Raw genomic sequence first — 17,742 nt, 5'->3', positions numbered from 1 at the left:
GTGTCCTTGGGTCAGTCGTCGGGGCGGTCGGCCTTGTCGACGCCGTCCCAGACGTTCGAGTACCAGGGGCGGGTGGCCGCCCGCTGGTCCGCGCGGCGGCTCTGCGCCGCCGCGGGGTCGATCACCGTGAAGCCGGTCTCGCCCGGCATCACGTAGTGCAGCCGGTCCCGGATGCGCTGCTCCGCGTACGCGTCGTCCTGCCAGCGGGCCTTCTCGTCGCGCAGCTTCTCGACGTCCTCCTGGCGCTCGGCCTTCTGCCGGCGCAGGTCGTCGATCTCGGCGCGCTGCGAGACGTACTGCCTTATCGGGTACGCGAGCGCGACGACGAGGGAGCAGAGCACGAGCGCGAGCAGGGCCGCGCGCCCGGTGAGCCGGGAGCGGCGGGCCTGGCGCTTGGTCTGGGAGCGGTAGACCCGCTCGGCGGTCTGCTCGCCGAGCAGCCGCAGGCGGGTCGCGGTGGAGAACCGGTCCTTGGTCCCGGCCTTGGCCATGGTTCCGCCTCCCCAGAGCAGCGCGTAAACGTACGTACGTCCCCGCACACGGTACGGGACCGGGTGCGGGGACGTAGGTAACCCGGCGTTACGACCGGGCCTCGCGCTTGATCAGCCCTTGAAGCGCGGGAAGGCGCTGCGGCCGGCGTAGACGGCCGCGTCGTCGAGGATCTCCTCGATGCGCAGGAGCTGGTTGTACTTGGCGACGCGGTCCGAGCGGGCCGGGGCGCCGGTCTTGATCTGACCGCAGTTCACGGCGACCGCCAGGTCGGCGATGGTGACGTCCTCGGTCTCGCCGGAGCGGTGGGACATCATGCACTTGAAGCCGTTGCGCTGGGCCATCTCTACGGCGTCCAGGGTCTCGGTCAGCGAACCGATCTGGTTGACCTTGACGAGCAGGGCGTTGGCCGAGCCCTCCTCGATGCCGCGGGCCAGGCGCTCCGGGTTGGTGACGAAGAGGTCGTCGCCGACGATCTGGACCTTGTCGCCCAGGCGCTCGGTGATGACGTTCCAGCCGGCCCAGTCGTCCTCGAACAGCGGGTCCTCGATGGAGACCAGCGGGTACGCGGAGACGAGCTCCTCGTAGTACTCGGTCATCTCGGCGGCCGAGCGGGACTTGCCCTCGAACTCGTACTTGCCGTCCTTGTAGAACTCGGACGCGGCGACGTCGAGCGCCAGGCCGATCTGCTCGCCGGGAACGTAACCGGCCTGCTTGATCGCCTCGACGATGAGGTCGAGCGCGGCGCGGTTCGACTCCAGGTTCGGGGCGAAGCCGCCCTCGTCGCCGAGGCCGGTGGACAGACCCTTGGTCTTCAGGACCTTCTTGAGGGTGTGGTAGACCTCGGCGCCCCAGCGCAGGGCCTCGGAGAAGGACTCCGCGCCGATCGGGGCGATCATGAACTCCTGGATGTCCACGTTGGAGTCGGCGTGCGACCCACCGTTCAGGATGTTCATCATCGGGACGGGCAGCAGGTGCGCGTTCGGGCCGCCGAGGTAGCGGAACAGCGGCAGGTCGCTGGCCTCGGAGGCGGCGTGCGCGACGGCGAGCGAGACGCCGAGGATGGCGTTGGCGCCGAGCGAGCCCTTGTTGTCGGTGGCGTCCAGGTCGAACATCGCCTGGTCGATCAGGCGCTGCTCGGTGGCGTCGTAGCCGACGAGCTCCGGGCCGATCTGCTCGATGACGGCGAGGACGGCCTTCTCGACGCCCTTGCCCTGGTAACGGTTGGGGTCACCGTCACGGAGTTCGATGGCCTCGAAAGCACCGGTGGAGGCACCGGACGGAACGGCGGCACGACCCGTGCTGCCGTCGTCGAGGCCGACCTCGACCTCGACCGTGGGGTTGCCTCGGGAGTCCAGGATTTCCCGGGCTACGACGACGTCGATGGACGGCACGAGCATCTCCTTCTGGGATATGACGCATTTACGCGGGGCCGCTTCAGCCCTGCGTCTCACGAGCCTAACGGGCTCCAGGGCTTCGGCCAGCCGACCGCCCGTCCCGTGGGACGGGCCAGGGCCCAAATACCCGGGAAACGGGACGGAAGCCCGTGTTTCTACTGGCCGGTAGCTCGCTAGGGGCGAACACGGAACCGGGCCGGGCCGCGCGGCCGGACCCGGACATGGCCCCGCCCCGGTGCGTACGGGGGATACGCGCACCGGGGCGGGGAGCCCGTGGGGACGGGGGGGTGGCCGTGCGTCCGCCGAGGCACGGCCGGGTGGGGCCGCTACTTCAGGTGGAGCTGCTGGCCCGGGTAGATGAAGTCGGCGTCGTCGATGATGTCGCCGTTGAGCTTGTAGACCTTCTGCCAGCCGCCCTTGACCTTGTGCGACTCGGCGATCTTGGAGAGGGTGTCGCCGGACTCGACCTTGTACTCGCCGTCGCCCTTCTTGACCGTCTTGCCGGTCGGGGTCTCGACGGTCTTCTTCTTGGTCTCGGTCTGCGGCGTGGGCTGCGGCTTCGGCGTGGCCTGCTGCTGCGGGGCGGCCTGCTGCTGCGTCTTCTGCGGCTGCGGCTTGGCCTGCTGCTGCGGGGCCTGCTCCTGCTGGCCGCCGCCACCGTTGTAGGCGGCGCCCGAGAGACCGACGCCACAGCTCGGCCAGGCACCCTTGCCCTGGCCCGCGAGGACCTTCTCGGCGATCTCGATCTGCTGGGCCTTGGAGGCCTTGTCGGCGGTCGGCGCGTACTTGGTACCGCCGTACGCGGCCCAGGTGGACGGCGAGAACTGCACGCCACCCTGGTAGCCGTTGCCGGTGTTGATCGACCAGTTGCCGCCGGACTCGCACTGGGCGACGGCGTCCCACTCGGCGCCGGTGGCGGCAGAGGCGGAGCCCGCGGCCATCAGCGGGGCGGCCACGGCGGCACCGGTGACACCGGCGAGCGTGACGACACGGGTGGCCTTGGACGGACGGCGGTGCTTGCCCTTGCTGGAAAACAGCATGAGTTGATCCCCTCACCGACGCCTGCGAGGTGAGCTGTCGGGTGCGGGCCGATGTGGTTGCCCGGTCGCACTTCTTGAGTGCGACTTAACCCCTAGCCGATTCCGTCCGTCTCCCGGCCTCCCAGCCTCTCGGCTGGTGGCCGCTCAACGGGCGGGCCCGGCACTTACCTTGGGTCCCCCGCTCCTGCCTACGGCGCTCGAAGCGACGACTGTTCCCGTCCGGCCGTTGGCAGGATTCGGCGTACCGACCGGCGGGGCCCACCAGTGGCGAGCGGTGACGACCGTAGACACGCGATCGCCGGAATTTCAAAGACGATCAGGGCTTCTGAGACCCATCTCTCACTCGCGCCAAATCGGACATTCGACGCGAAGGCCCCGCCCGACTCTTCGTCAACTTCCCTTACTTTTCGCCCAAATCGAGGCTCTGACCGGGGAGAATGAGGTCCGGGTCGCCGCCGACGGTCTTCTTGTTCCCGGCGTAGAGCGAGGGCCAGCCGCCGTCGACGCCGAGGTCGTCCGCGATCACCGAGAGGCTGTCGCCGGAGCGGACCGTGTACGTCCCGTCGGCGGTCTTGCCCGAGCGGTCGCCGCCGCGCGAGGCGTGCCGTCCTGTGCGGTCCTCGCCGTCGCCTCCGGAGGGCTGCTCGTCGGCGCGGTCGCCGCGGTGGCGGCCGGGGGCGGAGTCGTCGGAGGGGGCGGTGGAGTCCTCGGATCCGGGCGAAGTGGAGTCCTCGCCTCCGGACTTGCCGGAGTCCTCCGCACCGTCCTTGCCGTCGGCCCCCTTGCCTCTCTCGCCGTCCCCGCCGCTGCCCTTGCCGTCCTTGTCGCTGTTGCCGCCCTTGCCGTCCTTGCCCGACTTGTCGTGATCCTTGTCTCCGGAGGCGTCGTCGGACGCGTCGTCGGAGCCGGACTTACCGTCGGTACCGTCCGCCGGGTCCGCGGAGTCGGAGGGCTTGCCCGAAGGCTTCTCCGAGGGCTTGTCCTTGCCGTCGGACTTGTCCTTGCCTTCGGACTTGTCCTTGCCTTCGGACCCTGCCGGGTCCGAGGGGGGCGTCATCGGGTCACCCGGGTCCACGTCGGCCGCGGCGTCGTCGTCGGTGAGACCCGCGATCGGGGCACAGCTCGGCCAGGCGCCGGGGCCCTTGTCCTCCAGGACCTTCTCGGCGACGGCGATCTGCTGCGACTTGGACGCCTGGTCGGCGCTCGGCGCGTAGTCGAGGCCGCCGTAGCCCTCCCACATGTCCTGGGAGAACTGGATCCCGCCGTAGTACCCGTTGCCCGGGTTGGCGCTCCAGGCGCCGCCGCTCTCGCACTCGGCGAGCTTGTCCCACGTCGCCGTGTCGGCGGCGCTCGCGCTGGTCGCGCCGAGGAGTGGGATGGCGATGGCGGATCCGGTGACTCCTGCCGCGACGATGAGGGCCGGGGCTTGGCGGGGGCGTCGGTGACGACCATTGCCGGAGAGCATGCGGTTGCCTTTCACGGGTGGGGTCTCCCCTGCTCGAGCGGAGCCGAGAGCTTGGGGACTGGTGCGGCGACTGGGGCACCGGGTGCCCGAGTCGACGTGAACGTAGTCGCACTCGAACGCTTGTCACAAGTCGATGCAGCGGAGATCACGTGAAAGTCACAGTCTTGACGGTCCGTCAGTTGCCCGCCGTTTTCTGTGCGGATGTGAACTCCACGGGCAACGTGCGAAGTCCCCGCATGATCAGCCCGCCACGCCACCGCAAATCGGCAGGATCCGCCGCGAGTTGCAGATCGGGAAGTCGCCGCAGGAGTGTCGCGAGGGCGGTCTGGCCCTCCAGACGGGCGAGCGGGGCACCGAGGCAGTAGTGGATTCCGTGCCCGTATCCGAGGTGCTGGTTGTCGCGCCGGGACAGGTCGAGGGTGTCGGGCTCGGCGAACCGCTCGGGGTCGCGGTCGGCGGCGGCGAGCACCACGAGAACGGGGTCGCCCGCGGCGATGTCCTGCCCGCCGACGCTGAGCGCCTCCGTCGCGAACCGCCAGGTGGCGAGCTCGACAGGACCGTCGAAGCGGAGCAATTCCTCCACGCCCGTCTCCAGGAGCGCCGTGTCCCCCTCTTCCAGGGCACGTTGCAGCCGCGCGCGCTGCTCGGGGTGGGTGAGCAGCGCGTACATCCCGTTGCCGATGAGGTTGACGGTCGTCTCGAAGCCGGCGAAGAGCAGGATGAAGGCCATCGCCGCGGCCTCGTTCTCGGTGAGGTGCTCGCCGTGGTCGGAGGCGCGGATCAGGCCGGAGATGAGGTCGTCGCCCGGGTCGAGGCGCTTGCGGTGGATCAGCTCGGCGAGATAGCCGCGCATCTTCTTCACCGACCGGGCGACCCCGCCCCGCGGCCCGCCCCCGTGCCGGATCATCATGCCCGCCCAGTCGCGGAAGTCGTCCTGGTCCTCGCGCGGGACGCCGAGGAGGTCGCAGATGGCGTAGATGGGGAGCGGGAAGGCGAACTCGTGGATGAGGTCGGCGCTCCCCCCTTCCACGAACCGGTCGATGAGCTGGTCCGTCAGCTCCCGCACGCGCGGCTCGAACTCGGCGACGCGGCGCGGCGTGAACGCCTTCGACACGAGGCGCCGAAGCCGGGTGTGGTCCGGCGGGTCGATGTTGAGCAGGTGCGTCATGAGATTGGCACCGCGCTCGCCCGGGATCCCCGTCTTGCTCTTCGCGTGCGCGCCCTCGTCGTGGTGGGCCGGATTCTTGCTGAGCCGCTGGTCGGCGAGGGCCTGCTTGGCGTCCGCGTACCGGGTGACCAGCCAGGCGTCGACGCCGCTGGGCAGCGTGGTCCTGTGCACCGGGGAGTTCTCGCGCAGCCAGGCGTACGCGGGGTAGGGGTCGGTGGCGAACTCCCAGGTGAAGAGTTCTGGCCCCTGGGCCTCGGGCGGGGTCTCCGGGGTGCCCCCGGCGGCGGAGGGGGCGGTCTTTTCGGTCACTCCTTGACGGTAGCCGGACCCATGCCGGGGGCTGACCGCAGGTGAGCGAGGGTGGCGGCGGCCTGCACGTCGCCCTGCTCGGCGGCGCGGGCGAGCCAGTGCGCCGCGCGGTCGACGTACATACGGGCGAGCTGCCCCACCGCGCCGCGGCTGCCGTCGGCGGCGGCCGTCTCCAGATATCCGGCGGCCTCCGTGTGCTCGCCGAGCTCCACGAGGTCGAGGCCGACCAGCAGGGCCCTGTCCGGGTCGTGCTCCACCATCCTGCGGTACCAGGACTTGGCGTCCGCCATGTCCCCCGCCGCACTGGCGAACTCCGCGAGGGCCTGCATCACTCCGACGTCACCCGACTCCCCGCGTCCCGCCAGGGCGGACCTGGCCGCCGCGAGGAGTTCGCCGTGCTTCGCCGGGCTGTGCTCCTGCGCGTTCTGGAGCATGGCCCACCAGACGTATTCGTCGGCCGCCGGGAAGTCCGGTGCGCGCAAGGCGTCCGCGACCAGCGTGCCGCACGCCCGCCACGTCCCCTCCGTCTCGCCCTGCACGAGCAGTCCGGCGACGCCGGCCCGGAGCGCGAGGGCCCATACGAGACCGTCGTCGTACGTCTCCTCGTCCGTCCTCGGCTGCTCTTCGTACTCCTCCGCCACTTTCCTGAGCGCCGCCAGCGGCATCGCCTCGGTGATCCCGTGCCGCGCCAGGTCGATCGCCGCGCGCACCAGGAGGTGCCCGAGCCGCCGTCCTCCCGCCCGCCGGGCCCTGCGCCACTCCTCCCACAGCTCGGGGCCTAGCGCGAGGAACTCCGTGACGCCCAGGGCCCCGCGCCAGCGCACCGCGTCCACGAAGCGCGTGTCGTCCACCGTCGCGAGCCGTGCCAGTTCCGGCTCGCTCCACTCCGTGGGGACCTCGACGGTCTGCGCGACGCTCAGGGCGCGGGCGGCGGGGTGGTGGCCGAAGCGGTGTCGGTCGTACGCCTCGTCGCGCATCGTCGCGAGGACGAGGACGCGGTCATGGGTGAGCCGGGCGAGGACACCGGGGGTGCCGGGCTCCGCGAGGTGGCCGTCGAGGTCGTCCAGCCACACCACGTGGGTGTGTGCGGTGTCACGGTCCCTGAGCTGGTCCGGCAGGCCGCGCAGGTCCGTTCCGCCGTCCGCGACGAAGACCCGGGAGTCCTCCGCCACGCTCGCCCGCAGCACCGACCATGCCGTCGAGGTCTTTCCGGACAGCGGCTCGCCCGTGACGATGACGAGGCCGCCGTAGTGCGCGGCCTGCCGCACGAGGACGGACAGTTCGTCGTCAATGTCCCTGGCGACATAGGGCGGCAGCGCCGTCGTGCCGGCGAACCGGCGGGTGGGGCGCACGCCGAGGCCGAGGCGGCGCAGCTGTCCCGCGCGCGGCCAGTTGTCGGTGCCCGTGGCCCCGCCGCTCGCCGCCTGGCCGTTGACGGTGACCGACCCGATGGACCCCGCCATCACCGCGTTGGCGACCATGCCGCCCGAGATGGCGTTGTGCGCCGGGGCGGGCGCGGCGTCGGCCCGCTCCGGCTTCAACTCGTCCAGCAGCGTGCCGAGTTCACCGGGGAGTTCGGCGAGCTCGGCGAGCCTGACGCGGAGCCGGTGGGCCCAGGCCGCCTCCAGGTCGGTGCCGCTCAGCTCCCCGGTGGCCAGCAGGCGCTGGTCCCTGGACAGGTGCCTGGCGAATCCGCCGCGCACGCCCGCGCGTGCGAAGCAGTCACGGAAGCGGAGCTCCGTGCGGGGCCAGTCCGGCGCCCGCATGGCCGATGCCAGCACCGCCGCGGCCGAGACCGCCAGCGCCTCCAACTCCGCTTCCACCCAAGCCCCCAAGCCCGCCGCTGCCTACCGCCACGGTACTAAGCCCCCGCCCCCTCGGCCGCGAGAACCGCATCCCGGTACGCGCGCGCCGCCCCCCTCAGCGCCGCCTCCGGATCCACCCCCTCCGCCTCCGCCCGCAGCGCGAGCGCGAGCAGCTCGTACCCCACGCCCTCCCCCGTCGGCACCGCCACCTCAAGTCCCGCCGTGCGCACGCGAGATGACAGCTTCGCGGTGAGGGCCAGGGCGGGCTGGCCCAGGGGGATGCCCTCCGTGAGGGACGTGCGCTGCTTCTCCTCCGCCTTGGTGCGCAGCCAGTGCGCCTTCACCTCCTCGGGGGTGAGCGCCGAGTCGTCGCCGAAGACGTGCGGGTGGCGGTGGACGAGCTTGTCGACGATGCCGCCCGCGACGTCGTCGACGGAGAAGGGCTCGTCGTCCTCGTCGGGGCCGCCCTCCTCGGCGATCCGCGCGTGGAAGACGACCTGGAGGAGGACGTCGCCGAGCTCCTCGCGCAGTTCGTCCCTGTCGCCCTGCTCGATCGCCTCGACCAGTTCGTACGCCTCCTCGATCGCGTACTTCGCCAGGCCCTCGTGGGTCTGCCGCGAGGACCAGGGGCATTCGACGCGGATCCGGTCCATCACCTGGACCAGGTCGAGCAGGCGCGCGCCCGGCAGGTCGTACGAGGCGGGGAGCAGCTCCAGGTCGGGCATGGCGATACGGCCCGAACCCGCCAGGCGGGCCAGGCCGTCGGTCAGGGGGCGGTCGCCTTCGGCGGTGGCGATCACGAGCAGCGTGCGGCCGCCCGCGCAGGCGTCGACCAGCTCCTGCGCGGTGGGCGCCGCCTGCTCGACCCGCACGCCCGCCTCCCGCAGATACGGCAGCTGGGGGTGCGCGGCGTCGGCGCACAGCACCTCGTCGGCGCCGTGCAGCGCCTGCCAGGCGGGCCAGGAGAGCAGGCCGGGCGCGACGCGGTGGCTGGTGGTCAGCAGGATGACGCGGCCGACGGACTCCTCGGAGAGGTCGGACGCGGCGGCCGGGGGCGTGGGCTCGGTGTCGTTCACGCGTCGAACGTAACCCAGCCCACCGACAGCGCCGCGGCGCCTCCGGTCCCTCCGGTGCCAGCAGGACCCTAAGCCTGCTGCCCCTGGTCCTGGGACCCGGTGGACGAGACCTCGCGGACCCACGGCGTCTTGGTGTCGGAGCGCTTGTTCTTGTCGACGTCCCAGGCGCCGTAGCGCGGGTTCAGGTCGATGTCGAGCTTCTTGGAGGCGGCCGAGAGCGCCTTCCAGAAGATCGCCTGGCCCTCCGGCGCGTTCATGTCGGCGCCCAGCTTCTTGGCGAGCTTCTGGGCCTCGATCTCGGTGCGGAAGCTGTCGTCGAGACGGGCGGGCGCCACCCCGTACTGCTGGAGCCAGCCCTGTTCGAGGGCCTTGCGGCTGCCCGCCTGCTGCTCCAGGCCGGCCCGCATGGTCTGGATGTCGCGGCGGGTGACGCTCACCCCGGCGTCGGTGGCCGCGCGGTGCAGGACCTTGTCGAGGACCATCGTGTGCAGCGTGCTGCGGGTGAGGCCGCCGGACTTGGCGATGGCCTGGGTGTACTGGGCGTCGTCCGGAATGGCGGCCCGCTGCGCGTCGCGCACCTCGTTCACCCGGCTCTCCAGCTGCGCGACCGTGATCCGGTCGCCGCCGACGACGGCGGCGGCACCGGGGTGCGCCTCGCTGCCGCAGGCGGTGAGGAGCGGGGCCGCGGCGATCGCGGCCGCGGAGAGGATGAGCGCTGTGCGACGACGGCGGTGCAAGGAGGACCTCCCGTTGGAGATTGTGCGGCGGTGCACAAGGTCTTGCGATGATCGATGGTAGGCAGTGGCCGTCTTCTCGGCCAGCCATTCGACACCTATTCGACCAACGATTTCCCGGGAGTTGGGGCACCCTCGACCCAGCCGTACGGGCGTCAGCCGCGCACTTGTCCGAGCCATTGCAGGGTGCGGCGGATCTCCGCGGGGAACGGGTGTCCGGGTCCGTGCAGCAGCTCCGCGTCGTGCAGCAGACGCGCGAGGGTGTCGTGGGCGGCGGGCCGGTCGCCGAGCGCGAGCAGCAGATGGCCGATGCGGCGGCGGATCTCCAGGGACTGGCGGCGGTCGTCCGTGGCGTAGTGGTTCTCGTAATAGGGGAGCAGCGCGCGGTACTCGGCGAGCGCCGCGGCCGGTTCGCCGAGCTGCTCCAGGCACTGCGCGGCCTCGTAGCGGAACTGGAGGGAGTGCGGGTCGGCCTGTCCCGACTCGGCGGCCCGCTCGTCGGCGAGGCGGCGCAGCTCGGGCAGGGCGCGGCGGTACTGGCCGTCGTCCATTAGCGTGGCCGCGTACTGCTTGCGCAGGGTGCGCACGACGGGCGAGTGCTCGCCGTGCTTGGCGGCCGCGGCGGGCAGGATCGCGCCGAGGATGTCGACGGCCTGGGTGATGCGGCCCTCGCCGAGCAGCCGCTTGACGTCGTCGACGGCGCGGGCGACGTCCTGCTGGGGCGGTGAACCCGGCGGCCGCGGCGGCAGGTCGGGGGCGGGCGCGGGGGTCGCGGCGCGGTCCGGCCAGGGCGCGTGCGGGCGCAGGAAGGGGCGGGTCGGGTCGAGCGGGCGGCCGGAGGGGACGCCGCGCGCGGGCAGCAGCGGCGCCAGTTCCCCGTAGACCTCCTGGGCGCTGGCGTGCCGGTGCTGGGGGTCCTTGGCGAGCAGCCGCAGGACGAGCGCCTCCAGGGCCTCGGGCACCTCGGGGCGCAGTCTGCGGACCGGCAGCGGCGGTTCGTAGAGGTGGCGGTGCAGCACGCCGAGCGCGGTGGAGCCGGAGAACGGCACGTCGCCGCTGAGGAGTTCGTGCAGGAGCACGCCGAGGGCGTAGAGGTCGGTGTAGGGGCCGACGGCGCCGCCCATCGCCTGTTCGGGCGCCATGTACGCGGGGCTGCCGATCGGCGAACCGGTGTGGGTGAGACGGGTGGTGTCGGTGTCCATCACCGAGGCGATGCCGAGGTCGAGGACGGAGAGCGTGCCGTCCTGCTTGACCATCACGTTCCGCGGCTTGAGGTCGCGGTGCACGATCGGCACCGCGTGCACGGCGGAGAGCACCGCGCACAGTTGGGCGGCGACCGCGACGGCCCACTGCCACGGATAGGGGTCGTGCTCGGCGAGGTGGTCGCCGAGGTCCGCGCCGTCGACGTACTGCATGACGAGGAAGAGCGCCCCGTCCTCGGAGGGCTCGCTGCCCGCGTCGTGCACGGTGACCAGGCCGGGGTGGTCGACCTGCGCGGTCACCCGGCACTCGCGCACGAAGCGGCGGCGCAGCTCCTCGGCCTCGGCGCCCGCGACCCGGTCGGGGCGCAGCAGCTTCACGGCGACGCGGCGGTCCAGGCGCTGGTCGTACGCCGTCCAGACCTGGCCCATGCCGCCCTGGCCGATGAGCGTGGAGAGTTCGTAGCGTCCCGCGACGACGCGGCCGCCCTGCGCCGCCCCCGTCCCGGGCGACGTGCCCGCTGTCACGGTCAGCTGCCGCCTTCCTGCTTGCGCAGATAGTCGCTGAGCTCGTCGAGTTCGGCGCGGACCTGGTGGATGCGGGCGGGCGCGGGGCGCGTCGGCGGCTGCGGCGTGTGGTGCGCGGGCGGCTGCGGCGGCGCCTGGTGGTGGAGCTGGGTGGGCTGCTGGTGGACGGGGCCCGGCGCGGGCTGCTGCGGGTAGCCGTAGGCGGGCTGGGCCTGTTGCGGTACGTAGCCGTCGAAGCGCGGTGCGCGGTACCGGCTGAAGTGGCGGATGTCCGCGTACAGGTAATAGGCGAGCACGGCCACCAGCGTGCAGAGCAGGACCACCATGCCCACGTTGCCGGGGCCCTCGAACTCGTCCTCGCCCTTGTCGATCCCGATCATCGCGAGGGCGCTGACGTCGAGCACGGTGGCGAAGCCGAAGAGCGCCCAGTCGTGCGCCTTGCGGGTCACCAGGGCGAGGCGCAGCAGCGTGGTCCACGCGAGCAGGCCGCACGTCACGACCGCGAGGACCACGAACAACACGCGCACCGTCGCAGGCGAACCCCCGGAAGGGGGCGGCGGTGGGGGCGGCGCGTAGCCGTGGCCGTGCATGGCTGCTCCTGGTACGTGAAGGACGAACGAATGCGGATTCGAGCGTATAGGCCGACCACGGGAAGCGGTCCCGGGTTGTACCGAACCGTTGTCGTACTGGTCACGCACGCGGGGCGGGCCGCGGTTGCGCCGCCCGGCCCGTCACCGCGGCGGCAGCGTGCCGTCCGTCAGTCCGTCGTGCAGACCGCGCACCAGCCGCTCCCCCAGCCGCCCCGCGAGCCGCAGGGAGTCCTCGAACGCGGCGAGTTCGCGGAAGCGTTCGCTGTAGCCGCGCTGGCCGGCGAGCGGCAGGCGCGGCAGTTGGAGGCGGCGTACGTCGAGCCTGGCCGAGGTGGAGGCGTAACTGCTGGCCTGCCGGTGGTTGGCTGTGCCGCGCAGGAACCCGGCGAGGAACCACGGGTCGAGCGCGTCCTGGTCGGGGCGCAGCAGGGCGAGTCCCCTGCCGAGCACGGCGCCCGCGGTGGCCTCGTCGACGACGCGGGCCGCCGCGCCGCCGCCGAAGACCGGGACGACGACGTCGCCGGGCTCGGTGCGGACGGCGGGCTCGTCCGCGGTGCCGTCGTGTGCCGTGCCGGACGGCGCGGTGCCCGTGAGCACGTCGTGGTCGGTGAGGACGGGTACGCCCGCCGGGCCCGAGCCGGTGCCGGTGTGCAGCGCGAGGGCGCCCGCGCGGGCCAGTTCGCCGACGGTGGTGAGCGGCCTGGGCGCGGACTCCGTCCCCGGCTCGCCGCCGACGGCGCGCGGCGTGAGGTCGGCGGCCCGCCGCAGCGCGTCGCCGAGCCCTTCGCGTACGGTCGCGAGCTCCGCGCTGCCGCCCCCCGCTGCGGGCGGCGGCAGCCTGCGCGCGGGCGACAGGTCGACCTCGTCGTCGAGGAGTTCGAGCACGGGCACGGCCCTGGCGGCGCCGGGCCGCGCCTCGACGGTGCCGTGCCGGTCGAAGTCGTGCCAGAGGCCGAGGGCGCTGTCCTGCACGGCGGGCCACAGCTGCTTGTCCCTGCCGTCGGCGGCGAGCAGGCCCGCCGCCTCCACCAGGAGCAGTTCGGGCGCCGGCTGCGCGCCGGCCACCGGCCTGCGCAGCACCCAGACGTGCAGCGGCAGGTTGTACGGGGGCGCCGCCCCCGCGGGCAGCGCGATCACCGCGCGCAGCGCGCCCCTGCGCAGCAGATCGGCGCGGATGCGGCGGCCCGAACGGCGGGACGCGGCGGCGGGCGGCATCAGGAGCACCGCGGTGCCGCCGTCGACGAGCCGGGCCAACGCGTGCTGGACCCAGGCGAGTTCGGACTCGGCGCGGGCCGGGAAGCCGTACTCCCAGCGGGCGTCGTAGGCCAGCTCGTCGTGGCCCCAGTTGCGTTCGTTGAACGGCGGATGGCAGAGCACCGCGTCGGCCCCGCGCTCCTCGTAGGAGTCGGCGCGCAGGGTGTCGCACGCCATGCTGCGCACGGTCGCGTCGGAGTTCAGGGCCAGGCGCAGCGCGGTGAGGGCGGCGAGGTCGGGCGCGCTGTCCTGGCCGTACAGGTACTGGTCGGGGCGCGACGCGACGGCCTTGAGCAGGGCGCCGGTGCCGCAGGCGGGGTCGAGCACGGTGCGGGCGGGTCCCGCGATGCGGGCCATCAGTTCGGCGGGGCCCGCGGGCGTGAGGGTGTACTGGCGCGGGTTGGCCTCGGTGTGCCTGCCGAGCAGGAACTCGTACGTCCGCCGGGCGCCGAGTTCGGCGGCGAGCTCGGCGACGTCGCGCAACAGCGGTACGGACGGCAGGAGTTCGGCCGCTTCGGGGATCCGGACGGCCCGCTTGCGGCGCACCCCGAAGCGCAGCGTCACGACGTCGTCGAGCTCACCGGGCAGGAGCTGCGCCATGCGCTCGTCGGACACGGCGCCGATCGCGAGCCAGGCGGTCGGCCTGTCGCGGACCAGGAGCAGGGCGCAGCCCGCGTGCAGGAGGGCGGTGCCGGGGCCCGCCGGGTGTCCGGCGAGCCGCTGCCAGACGCGTTCGCGCAGCGGGACCTCGACGAGCTTGCCCTGGGCGCGCAGCCACCGTTCGACGTCGGTGAGCGCGAAGGCGGGGCTGGTCTCGGTGCCGCCGACGGGCTTGGGGAAGTCGGCGTGCCTGCGGCGCCAGTTGCTGACGGCGGCGCGGCCGACACCGGCGAGCCGGGCGATGCCGGCGGCGGTGACTTCCGTGGCGTCGGTCGCGTCAGCGGCGCCGGTGGCGCCGGCCGTGTCGGTGGCGTCGGCCGTGTCGTCCCGCGGCTTCATCTGGCTGCTCCCCTCGGCGCGCGGGGTCAGTCGCGCGGCGTCGAGCATACCCAGCGGGCGGCGGCACCGGTTGCTTCACGGCCGTTAACCCATGATTCACACATTGTCGTGTTGACTCGATTCACACGCTCCTGCTCTGATGTCCCTCACCGAACGACTTCCCTGGGGGGATCTCCATGCGTCAGCTCCAGCGCCGCCCTGTGCGCATCCGCCGTACCGCGCTCGCCGCCGTCTGCCTCGCCACCGCCGCGGCCGTGGGCCTCACCGCCTGTGGCGCGGAGGACGGCAAGGTCGGATCCGCGAAGAAGTCGGTGCGGGACTCCACGGAAACGGAAAAGGACGGGGCGAAGGACCCCTTCGCGGGGATGTCCGGCGCCGACATCGCCGAGAAGGCGGTGCGGACGACCTCGGGGGCCAAGTCGCTGCGCATCAAGAGCGACGTCGCCGACGAGGCGTCCGGCCGGATGTCGATGGACATGGCCCTGGACACCGACGGCACCTGCGCAGGGACGATGGGCATGGGCGGCCAGGGCTCGATCGAGCTGATCATCCCGGGCAGCACCACCGCGTACCTCAAGTACGACGAGAAGTTCCTGCGGTCGCAGAGCAAGGGGGAGCCCGCGGCCGACGTGCAGGCTGCGGTGGACATGCTCGCCGACCGCTGGGCCAAGACCCGGACGACGTCCGAGGACGCGAAGGAGATCGCCGGGTTCTGCGACCTCGACGGCCTGCTCGCGGGCTTCAAGGACGGCGGCTCGGCGGCCCGCAGGGGCGGCACGACCACCGTCGACGGCACCCCCGCGATCAAGCTCACCGAGAGCGACGGCAAGGAGAAGTACACGATCTACGTCGCCACGGAGGGCAAGCCGTACCTCCTGCGGATCGACACCGCGGGCGGCACCGGCGCGCCGGAGTCGCTGACGTTCCGCGACTACGACAAGCCGGTCAAGGCGACGCCGCCCACCGGCGACGTCCTCGACCTCGACAAGCTGGGCTGACTCAGAGCGCGTGCCGCACCCAGACATTCGGCTCGACGTACACGCCGTAGCCGCGGGCGGGTTCGCAGTGCACGGGCACCAGCGCGCCCGCCACCTCGACCTCGCCCGCCACGTCGAACGGCAGCCCCGTCCACGCGCGCCACTGCGCGGTCGAGCCCGACACCGTCATGGAGGCGTGCGCGACCTTGTCGATGACGCCGCCCGCCCTGACGTGCACCCGCAGCCAGGGGTCGTACGGCAGACCGTCCTCGCGCGTGCGGTACGCGTACTCGTCGATCGGCGTGGCCGGCTCGCGGTGCTTGGCGTTGGGGCGCACGGGCGCGACGAGCTCGGTGAAGCCGCGGGCGCGGGCGTTCTCCCGCACCGCCCCGAGCATCAGCGCCGAGACGCCCTTGCCGCGCGCCGGCTCGGCGACGGTGATCTCGACGGCGCTGACCGTGTCCGCCTCCTTGCCGTGCCGCAGGTCGGAGAAGGCCCAGAGCATCACCTGGTCCCAGCCGCCGTCGGGGAGCGCCCCGTCCGCGCGGGCCCGCAGCGCGAAGGGCACGCTGAAGCCACGCGCGACGACCTTGCCCTCGGGGTCCGTGGCCACCACGACGTACTCCGGCAGCTCCGCGACGATCCTGCCGATCAGCGACCAGCCCACGGGGTCGTGGAGGATGAATTCGGGCCAGTCCTCCGCCATGTTCCACAGCGGGCCGGCGAGCTCCGGCCGCTCGGCGAGGGTCGTGATCTTCAGGTCCATGTGCCGCACGGTACGTGGCCCGCGACGGGGTGGGTAGCGAATTTCCGGCGCCCACCTGCGGGTTCACCGTGGCTGAGCGCGCTCAGCGGGCGTGGAAGCGGGGCGGAGCCATCGTCGGGGCCTGACCCGACGGGAGCTTCTCCTCGGGGCAGGTGTTCAGGACCTTCTTCATCGCGTCCCGTTCCGCGCCCGTCACCCACACCCCGTACTTCTTCTTCACCGCGACCTGCCCGGCCACGTACGTGCACCGGTAGGCCTTGTTCGGCGGGAGCCAGGTCGCGGTGTCGCCGTCGCCCTTGCTGCGGTTGGGGCCCGCGTCGACCGCGATGAGGTTGAGGGGGTCGTTGGCGAAGGCGATGCGCTTGCTCGGCGCCCACTGGAAGGCGCCCTTCTGCCAGGCGTCCGAGAGGGCGACGAGGTGGTCGATGTCGACCTGGCTGCGGCCCCGCCGGAACGACACCTCCTTGCCGGTGTAGGGATCGGGCGCGAGCGTCCCCGACGCCACCCGGCAGTCCCCGCCCGTGTACCTGACGTCCTTCAGGTCCCGCTTGAGGATGTCGTCCCTGGTCGGACAGCTGTTGGAGTCCGTGTCGGCCCAGGCGGTGCCGAACCGGCTCCGCTCGTAACCGGTCTTGGGCGCCCGGCCCTTGACGGTCAGCGAGTCGACGGCGGCCAGCGCGGAGCCCGCCTTGGCGGCCGGGCCCGCCGCGCCGCCCTCGTCCTTCTTTCCGTCGGTGCCGAGTTCGCAGCCGGTGAGCAGCGCGGGGACGGTGATCAGGGCCAGCAGGGCCGTGGTGGTACGACGGTTCACCGGGCCACCACCGTGTCGCCGAGGGTCAGCGGGGCGGGCGTCACGATGTCCGCGTAGATCCCGATGCACATGCCGCGCGCGGCGGTGAGCGTCTTGAGGATACGGCTGTCCGCGGGCAGGCCGGTCTGCGCCTGGGTGGTCATGACGCAGCGGGCGACGCGCCCGGTGACGCGCAGCCGCAGCGGCTCCCGCCCGTCCGCGCCGCCGACGGTGATCTCCCGGCCCACCCAGTCCTCCTCGATCCACGGCTCGTCGGTCTCGACGACGATGTTCTTGCGCAGCCTCCGTACGTCGACGGGGTCGGCGTCGCCGAGCAGGTCACCCAGCGCGCGCAGCGACGCGGTGCCGACGAGGGAGACGGCGGCGGCGTCCTGGTGGCTCTGCTCGCCCTCGCGCGCCAACTCGACGCCCTCGCCGAAGCGTTCGGGGATCCGCGGGTCGCCGGGGCGCAGGGTCTCGCCGTCCGGCGCGGTGACGAAGGGAGTGCCGTCCGCCCCGTAAGCGGCGCGGTGTTCGAGCAGTCCGGGCACCCGGCGGAAGCGGCGGCTGTTCTTGCCGCTGCTCAGCTTGCCGTCCGCGTGCCGCAGCGCCCACAGCCGGTCGCCGACGGCGCCGCGCGCGTCGAAGCCGAGCCGCTCGTGCGCCACGCCGAGCATCGATTTCACCGGATAACTGTTCAGACCCACGACTTTGAGCGGCACGGCGCTCTCCCTCCCCTGGGCGGACTCATGCGACCACCACGGTAACGACCAAGTGGTCCAGACCATATCTCCCCTCAGCGGGCGAAGCGGACACCTCGGACGCCATGGCGGAAGAGGTGAACGAGAAGACCGGCGACAAGTACGCCGACAACGCCGACAAGGCCGAGCAGCAGGCGGACGAGCTCGGCGTCGACGCGGACAAGCCGGAGGGCGGGCAGCCTTCCTGGCCCACCGTCCGTCGGAGCCGCCCGCGGCGCGCGTGCCCGCGGGCGGCTCCGGCGCGTCCACGGCCCGCGGGGAACGCGGCCATGACCTCCGGGGTAATCGACGCCCCCGCCCCCGCGGGACATCCTCTGGGCATGGAGTCACGAGAGAGCACCGAAGCAGCCACCCGCGCCGTCGTTCAGGAGGCCTGCACCCCCGCGACCTGACCG

Annotated in this window: 16 protein-coding genes and 1 riboswitch; of the genes, 2 read left to right on the top strand and 14 right to left on the bottom strand. The window is 72.6% G+C overall.

Going from position 1 to position 17,742, the window contains the following annotated elements; all coding sequences use genetic code 11:
- Positions 1 to 11: 11 nt before the first annotated feature.
- The 11 genes from ACIO9J_RS30300 to ACIO9J_RS30250 all read right to left on the bottom strand — a co-directional run bounded on the left by ACIO9J_RS30300 (position 12) and on the right by ACIO9J_RS30250 (position 14,053).
- Positions 12 to 491: a septum formation initiator family protein gene (locus tag ACIO9J_RS30300; RefSeq protein ID WP_402006507.1), complete on the bottom strand. Its 480-nt coding sequence runs from the start codon at positions 489 to 491 to the stop codon at positions 12 to 14.
- Positions 492 to 602: 111 nt separating this feature from the next.
- Positions 603 to 1,889 carry a phosphopyruvate hydratase gene (gene eno / locus ACIO9J_RS30295; protein ID WP_402006504.1) on the bottom strand — a complete coding sequence of 429 codons (1,287 nt, stop codon included), beginning with the start codon at positions 1,887 to 1,889 and terminating at the stop codon, positions 603 to 605.
- Between the two features lie 323 nt (positions 1,890 to 2,212).
- Positions 2,213 to 2,926 (bottom strand): transglycosylase family protein, encoded by a 714-nt coding sequence (locus tag ACIO9J_RS30290; RefSeq protein ID WP_402006501.1) that lies wholly within the window; start codon positions 2,924 to 2,926, stop codon positions 2,213 to 2,215.
- 4 nt (positions 2,927 to 2,930) lie between these two features.
- A riboswitch (cyclic di-AMP (ydaO/yuaA leader) is annotated at positions 2,931 to 3,132 on the bottom strand.
- Positions 3,133 to 3,326: 194 nt separating this feature from the next.
- A complete protein-coding gene (locus ACIO9J_RS30285; protein WP_402006821.1) occupies positions 3,327 to 4,391 on the bottom strand; it encodes a transglycosylase family protein in 1,065 nt (354 codons plus the stop codon).
- Between the two features lie 175 nt (positions 4,392 to 4,566).
- Entirely contained in the window at positions 4,567 to 5,868 is a 1,302-nt protein-coding gene (locus tag ACIO9J_RS30280) for a cytochrome P450 (protein WP_402006498.1), read from the bottom strand.
- Positions 5,865 to 7,691 (bottom strand): sel1 repeat family protein, encoded by a 1,827-nt coding sequence (locus ACIO9J_RS30275; RefSeq protein WP_402006495.1) that lies wholly within the window; start codon positions 7,689 to 7,691, stop codon positions 5,865 to 5,867. Before ACIO9J_RS30275 ends, ACIO9J_RS30280 begins: the two co-directional genes overlap by 4 nt.
- Before the next feature lie 38 nt (positions 7,692 to 7,729).
- A complete protein-coding gene (locus ACIO9J_RS30270; RefSeq protein WP_402006492.1) occupies positions 7,730 to 8,749 on the bottom strand; it encodes a nucleoside triphosphate pyrophosphohydrolase in 1,020 nt (339 codons plus the stop codon).
- 68 nt (positions 8,750 to 8,817) lie between these two features.
- Positions 8,818 to 9,486 carry a SurA N-terminal domain-containing protein gene (locus tag ACIO9J_RS30265; protein ID WP_402006489.1) on the bottom strand — a complete coding sequence of 223 codons (669 nt, stop codon included), beginning with the start codon at positions 9,484 to 9,486 and terminating at the stop codon, positions 8,818 to 8,820.
- 152 nt (positions 9,487 to 9,638) lie between these two features.
- Positions 9,639 to 11,210: a protein kinase gene (locus ACIO9J_RS30260; protein WP_402006486.1), complete on the bottom strand. Its 1,572-nt coding sequence runs from the start codon at positions 11,208 to 11,210 to the stop codon at positions 9,639 to 9,641.
- A 2-nt stretch (positions 11,211 to 11,212) separates the two neighbouring features.
- Positions 11,213 to 11,800, bottom strand: coding sequence for a hypothetical protein (locus tag ACIO9J_RS30255; RefSeq protein ID WP_402006483.1), 588 nt, complete (start codon positions 11,798 to 11,800; stop codon positions 11,213 to 11,215).
- A 141-nt stretch (positions 11,801 to 11,941) separates the two neighbouring features.
- Entirely contained in the window at positions 11,942 to 14,053 is a 2,112-nt protein-coding gene (locus tag ACIO9J_RS30250) for an N-6 DNA methylase (protein WP_402006480.1), read from the bottom strand.
- Between the two features lie 176 nt (positions 14,054 to 14,229).
- Here ACIO9J_RS30250 and ACIO9J_RS30245 point away from each other — a divergent pair, with 176 nt between their 5' ends.
- Positions 14,230 to 15,051 (top strand): hypothetical protein, encoded by an 822-nt coding sequence (locus ACIO9J_RS30245; RefSeq protein ID WP_402006477.1) that lies wholly within the window; start codon positions 14,230 to 14,232, stop codon positions 15,049 to 15,051.
- Between the two features lies 1 nt (position 15,052).
- Here ACIO9J_RS30245 and ACIO9J_RS30240 read toward each other — a convergent pair whose 3' ends face one another.
- The 3 genes from ACIO9J_RS30240 to ACIO9J_RS30230 form a co-directional block, all read right to left on the bottom strand.
- Positions 15,053 to 15,796, bottom strand: coding sequence for an N-acetyltransferase (locus ACIO9J_RS30240; protein WP_402006474.1), 744 nt, complete (start codon positions 15,794 to 15,796; stop codon positions 15,053 to 15,055).
- Between the two features lie 82 nt (positions 15,797 to 15,878).
- Positions 15,879 to 16,607 carry an HNH endonuclease family protein gene (locus ACIO9J_RS30235; RefSeq protein WP_402006471.1) on the bottom strand — a complete coding sequence of 243 codons (729 nt, stop codon included), beginning with the start codon at positions 16,605 to 16,607 and terminating at the stop codon, positions 15,879 to 15,881.
- Positions 16,604 to 17,308 carry an MOSC domain-containing protein gene (locus ACIO9J_RS30230; RefSeq protein WP_402006468.1) on the bottom strand — a complete coding sequence of 235 codons (705 nt, stop codon included), beginning with the start codon at positions 17,306 to 17,308 and terminating at the stop codon, positions 16,604 to 16,606. The genes ACIO9J_RS30235 and ACIO9J_RS30230 overlap by 4 nt, the downstream gene beginning before the upstream one ends.
- A gap of 104 nt (positions 17,309 to 17,412) precedes the next feature.
- On the opposite strand from ACIO9J_RS30230, the gene ACIO9J_RS30225 reads away from it, so the two are divergent.
- Positions 17,413 to 17,739 (top strand): hypothetical protein, encoded by a 327-nt coding sequence (locus ACIO9J_RS30225; protein WP_402006466.1) that lies wholly within the window; start codon positions 17,413 to 17,415, stop codon positions 17,737 to 17,739.
- Positions 17,740 to 17,742 lie beyond the last annotated feature (3 nt).

The sequence above is a fragment of the Streptomyces sp. NPDC087300 genome (assembly GCF_044744425.1).
GTDB lineage: Bacteria > Actinomycetota > Actinomycetes > Streptomycetales > Streptomycetaceae > Streptomyces.
The sequence above is the reverse complement of the archived record's forward strand: the minus strand, read 5'-3'. Positions and strand labels throughout refer to the sequence as shown.

Excerpts from the sequence above, each read along its gene's own strand:
- ACIO9J_RS30300 (WP_402006507.1), bottom strand. The coding sequence starts at position 491 with ATGGCCAAGGCCGGGACCAAGGACCGGTTCTCCACCGCGACCCGCCTG.
- eno (WP_402006504.1), bottom strand. The coding sequence starts at position 1,889 with ATGCTCGTGCCGTCCATCGACGTCGTCGTAGCCCGGGAAATCCTGGAC.
- ACIO9J_RS30290 (WP_402006501.1), bottom strand. The coding sequence starts at position 2,926 with ATGCTGTTTTCCAGCAAGGGCAAGCACCGCCGTCCGTCCAAGGCCACC.
- ACIO9J_RS30285 (WP_402006821.1), bottom strand. The coding sequence starts at position 4,391 with ATGCTCTCCGGCAATGGTCGTCACCGACGCCCCCGCCAAGCCCCGGCC.
- ACIO9J_RS30255 (WP_402006483.1), bottom strand. The coding sequence starts at position 11,800 with ATGCACGGCCACGGCTACGCGCCGCCCCCACCGCCGCCCCCTTCCGGG.
- ACIO9J_RS30250 (WP_402006480.1), bottom strand. The coding sequence starts at position 14,053 with ATGAAGCCGCGGGACGACACGGCCGACGCCACCGACACGGCCGGCGCC.
- ACIO9J_RS30245 (WP_402006477.1), top strand. The coding sequence starts at position 14,230 with ATGCGTCAGCTCCAGCGCCGCCCTGTGCGCATCCGCCGTACCGCGCTC.
- ACIO9J_RS30240 (WP_402006474.1), bottom strand. The coding sequence starts at position 15,796 with ATGGACCTGAAGATCACGACCCTCGCCGAGCGGCCGGAGCTCGCCGGC.
- ACIO9J_RS30225 (WP_402006466.1), top strand. The coding sequence starts at position 17,413 with ATGGCGGAAGAGGTGAACGAGAAGACCGGCGACAAGTACGCCGACAAC.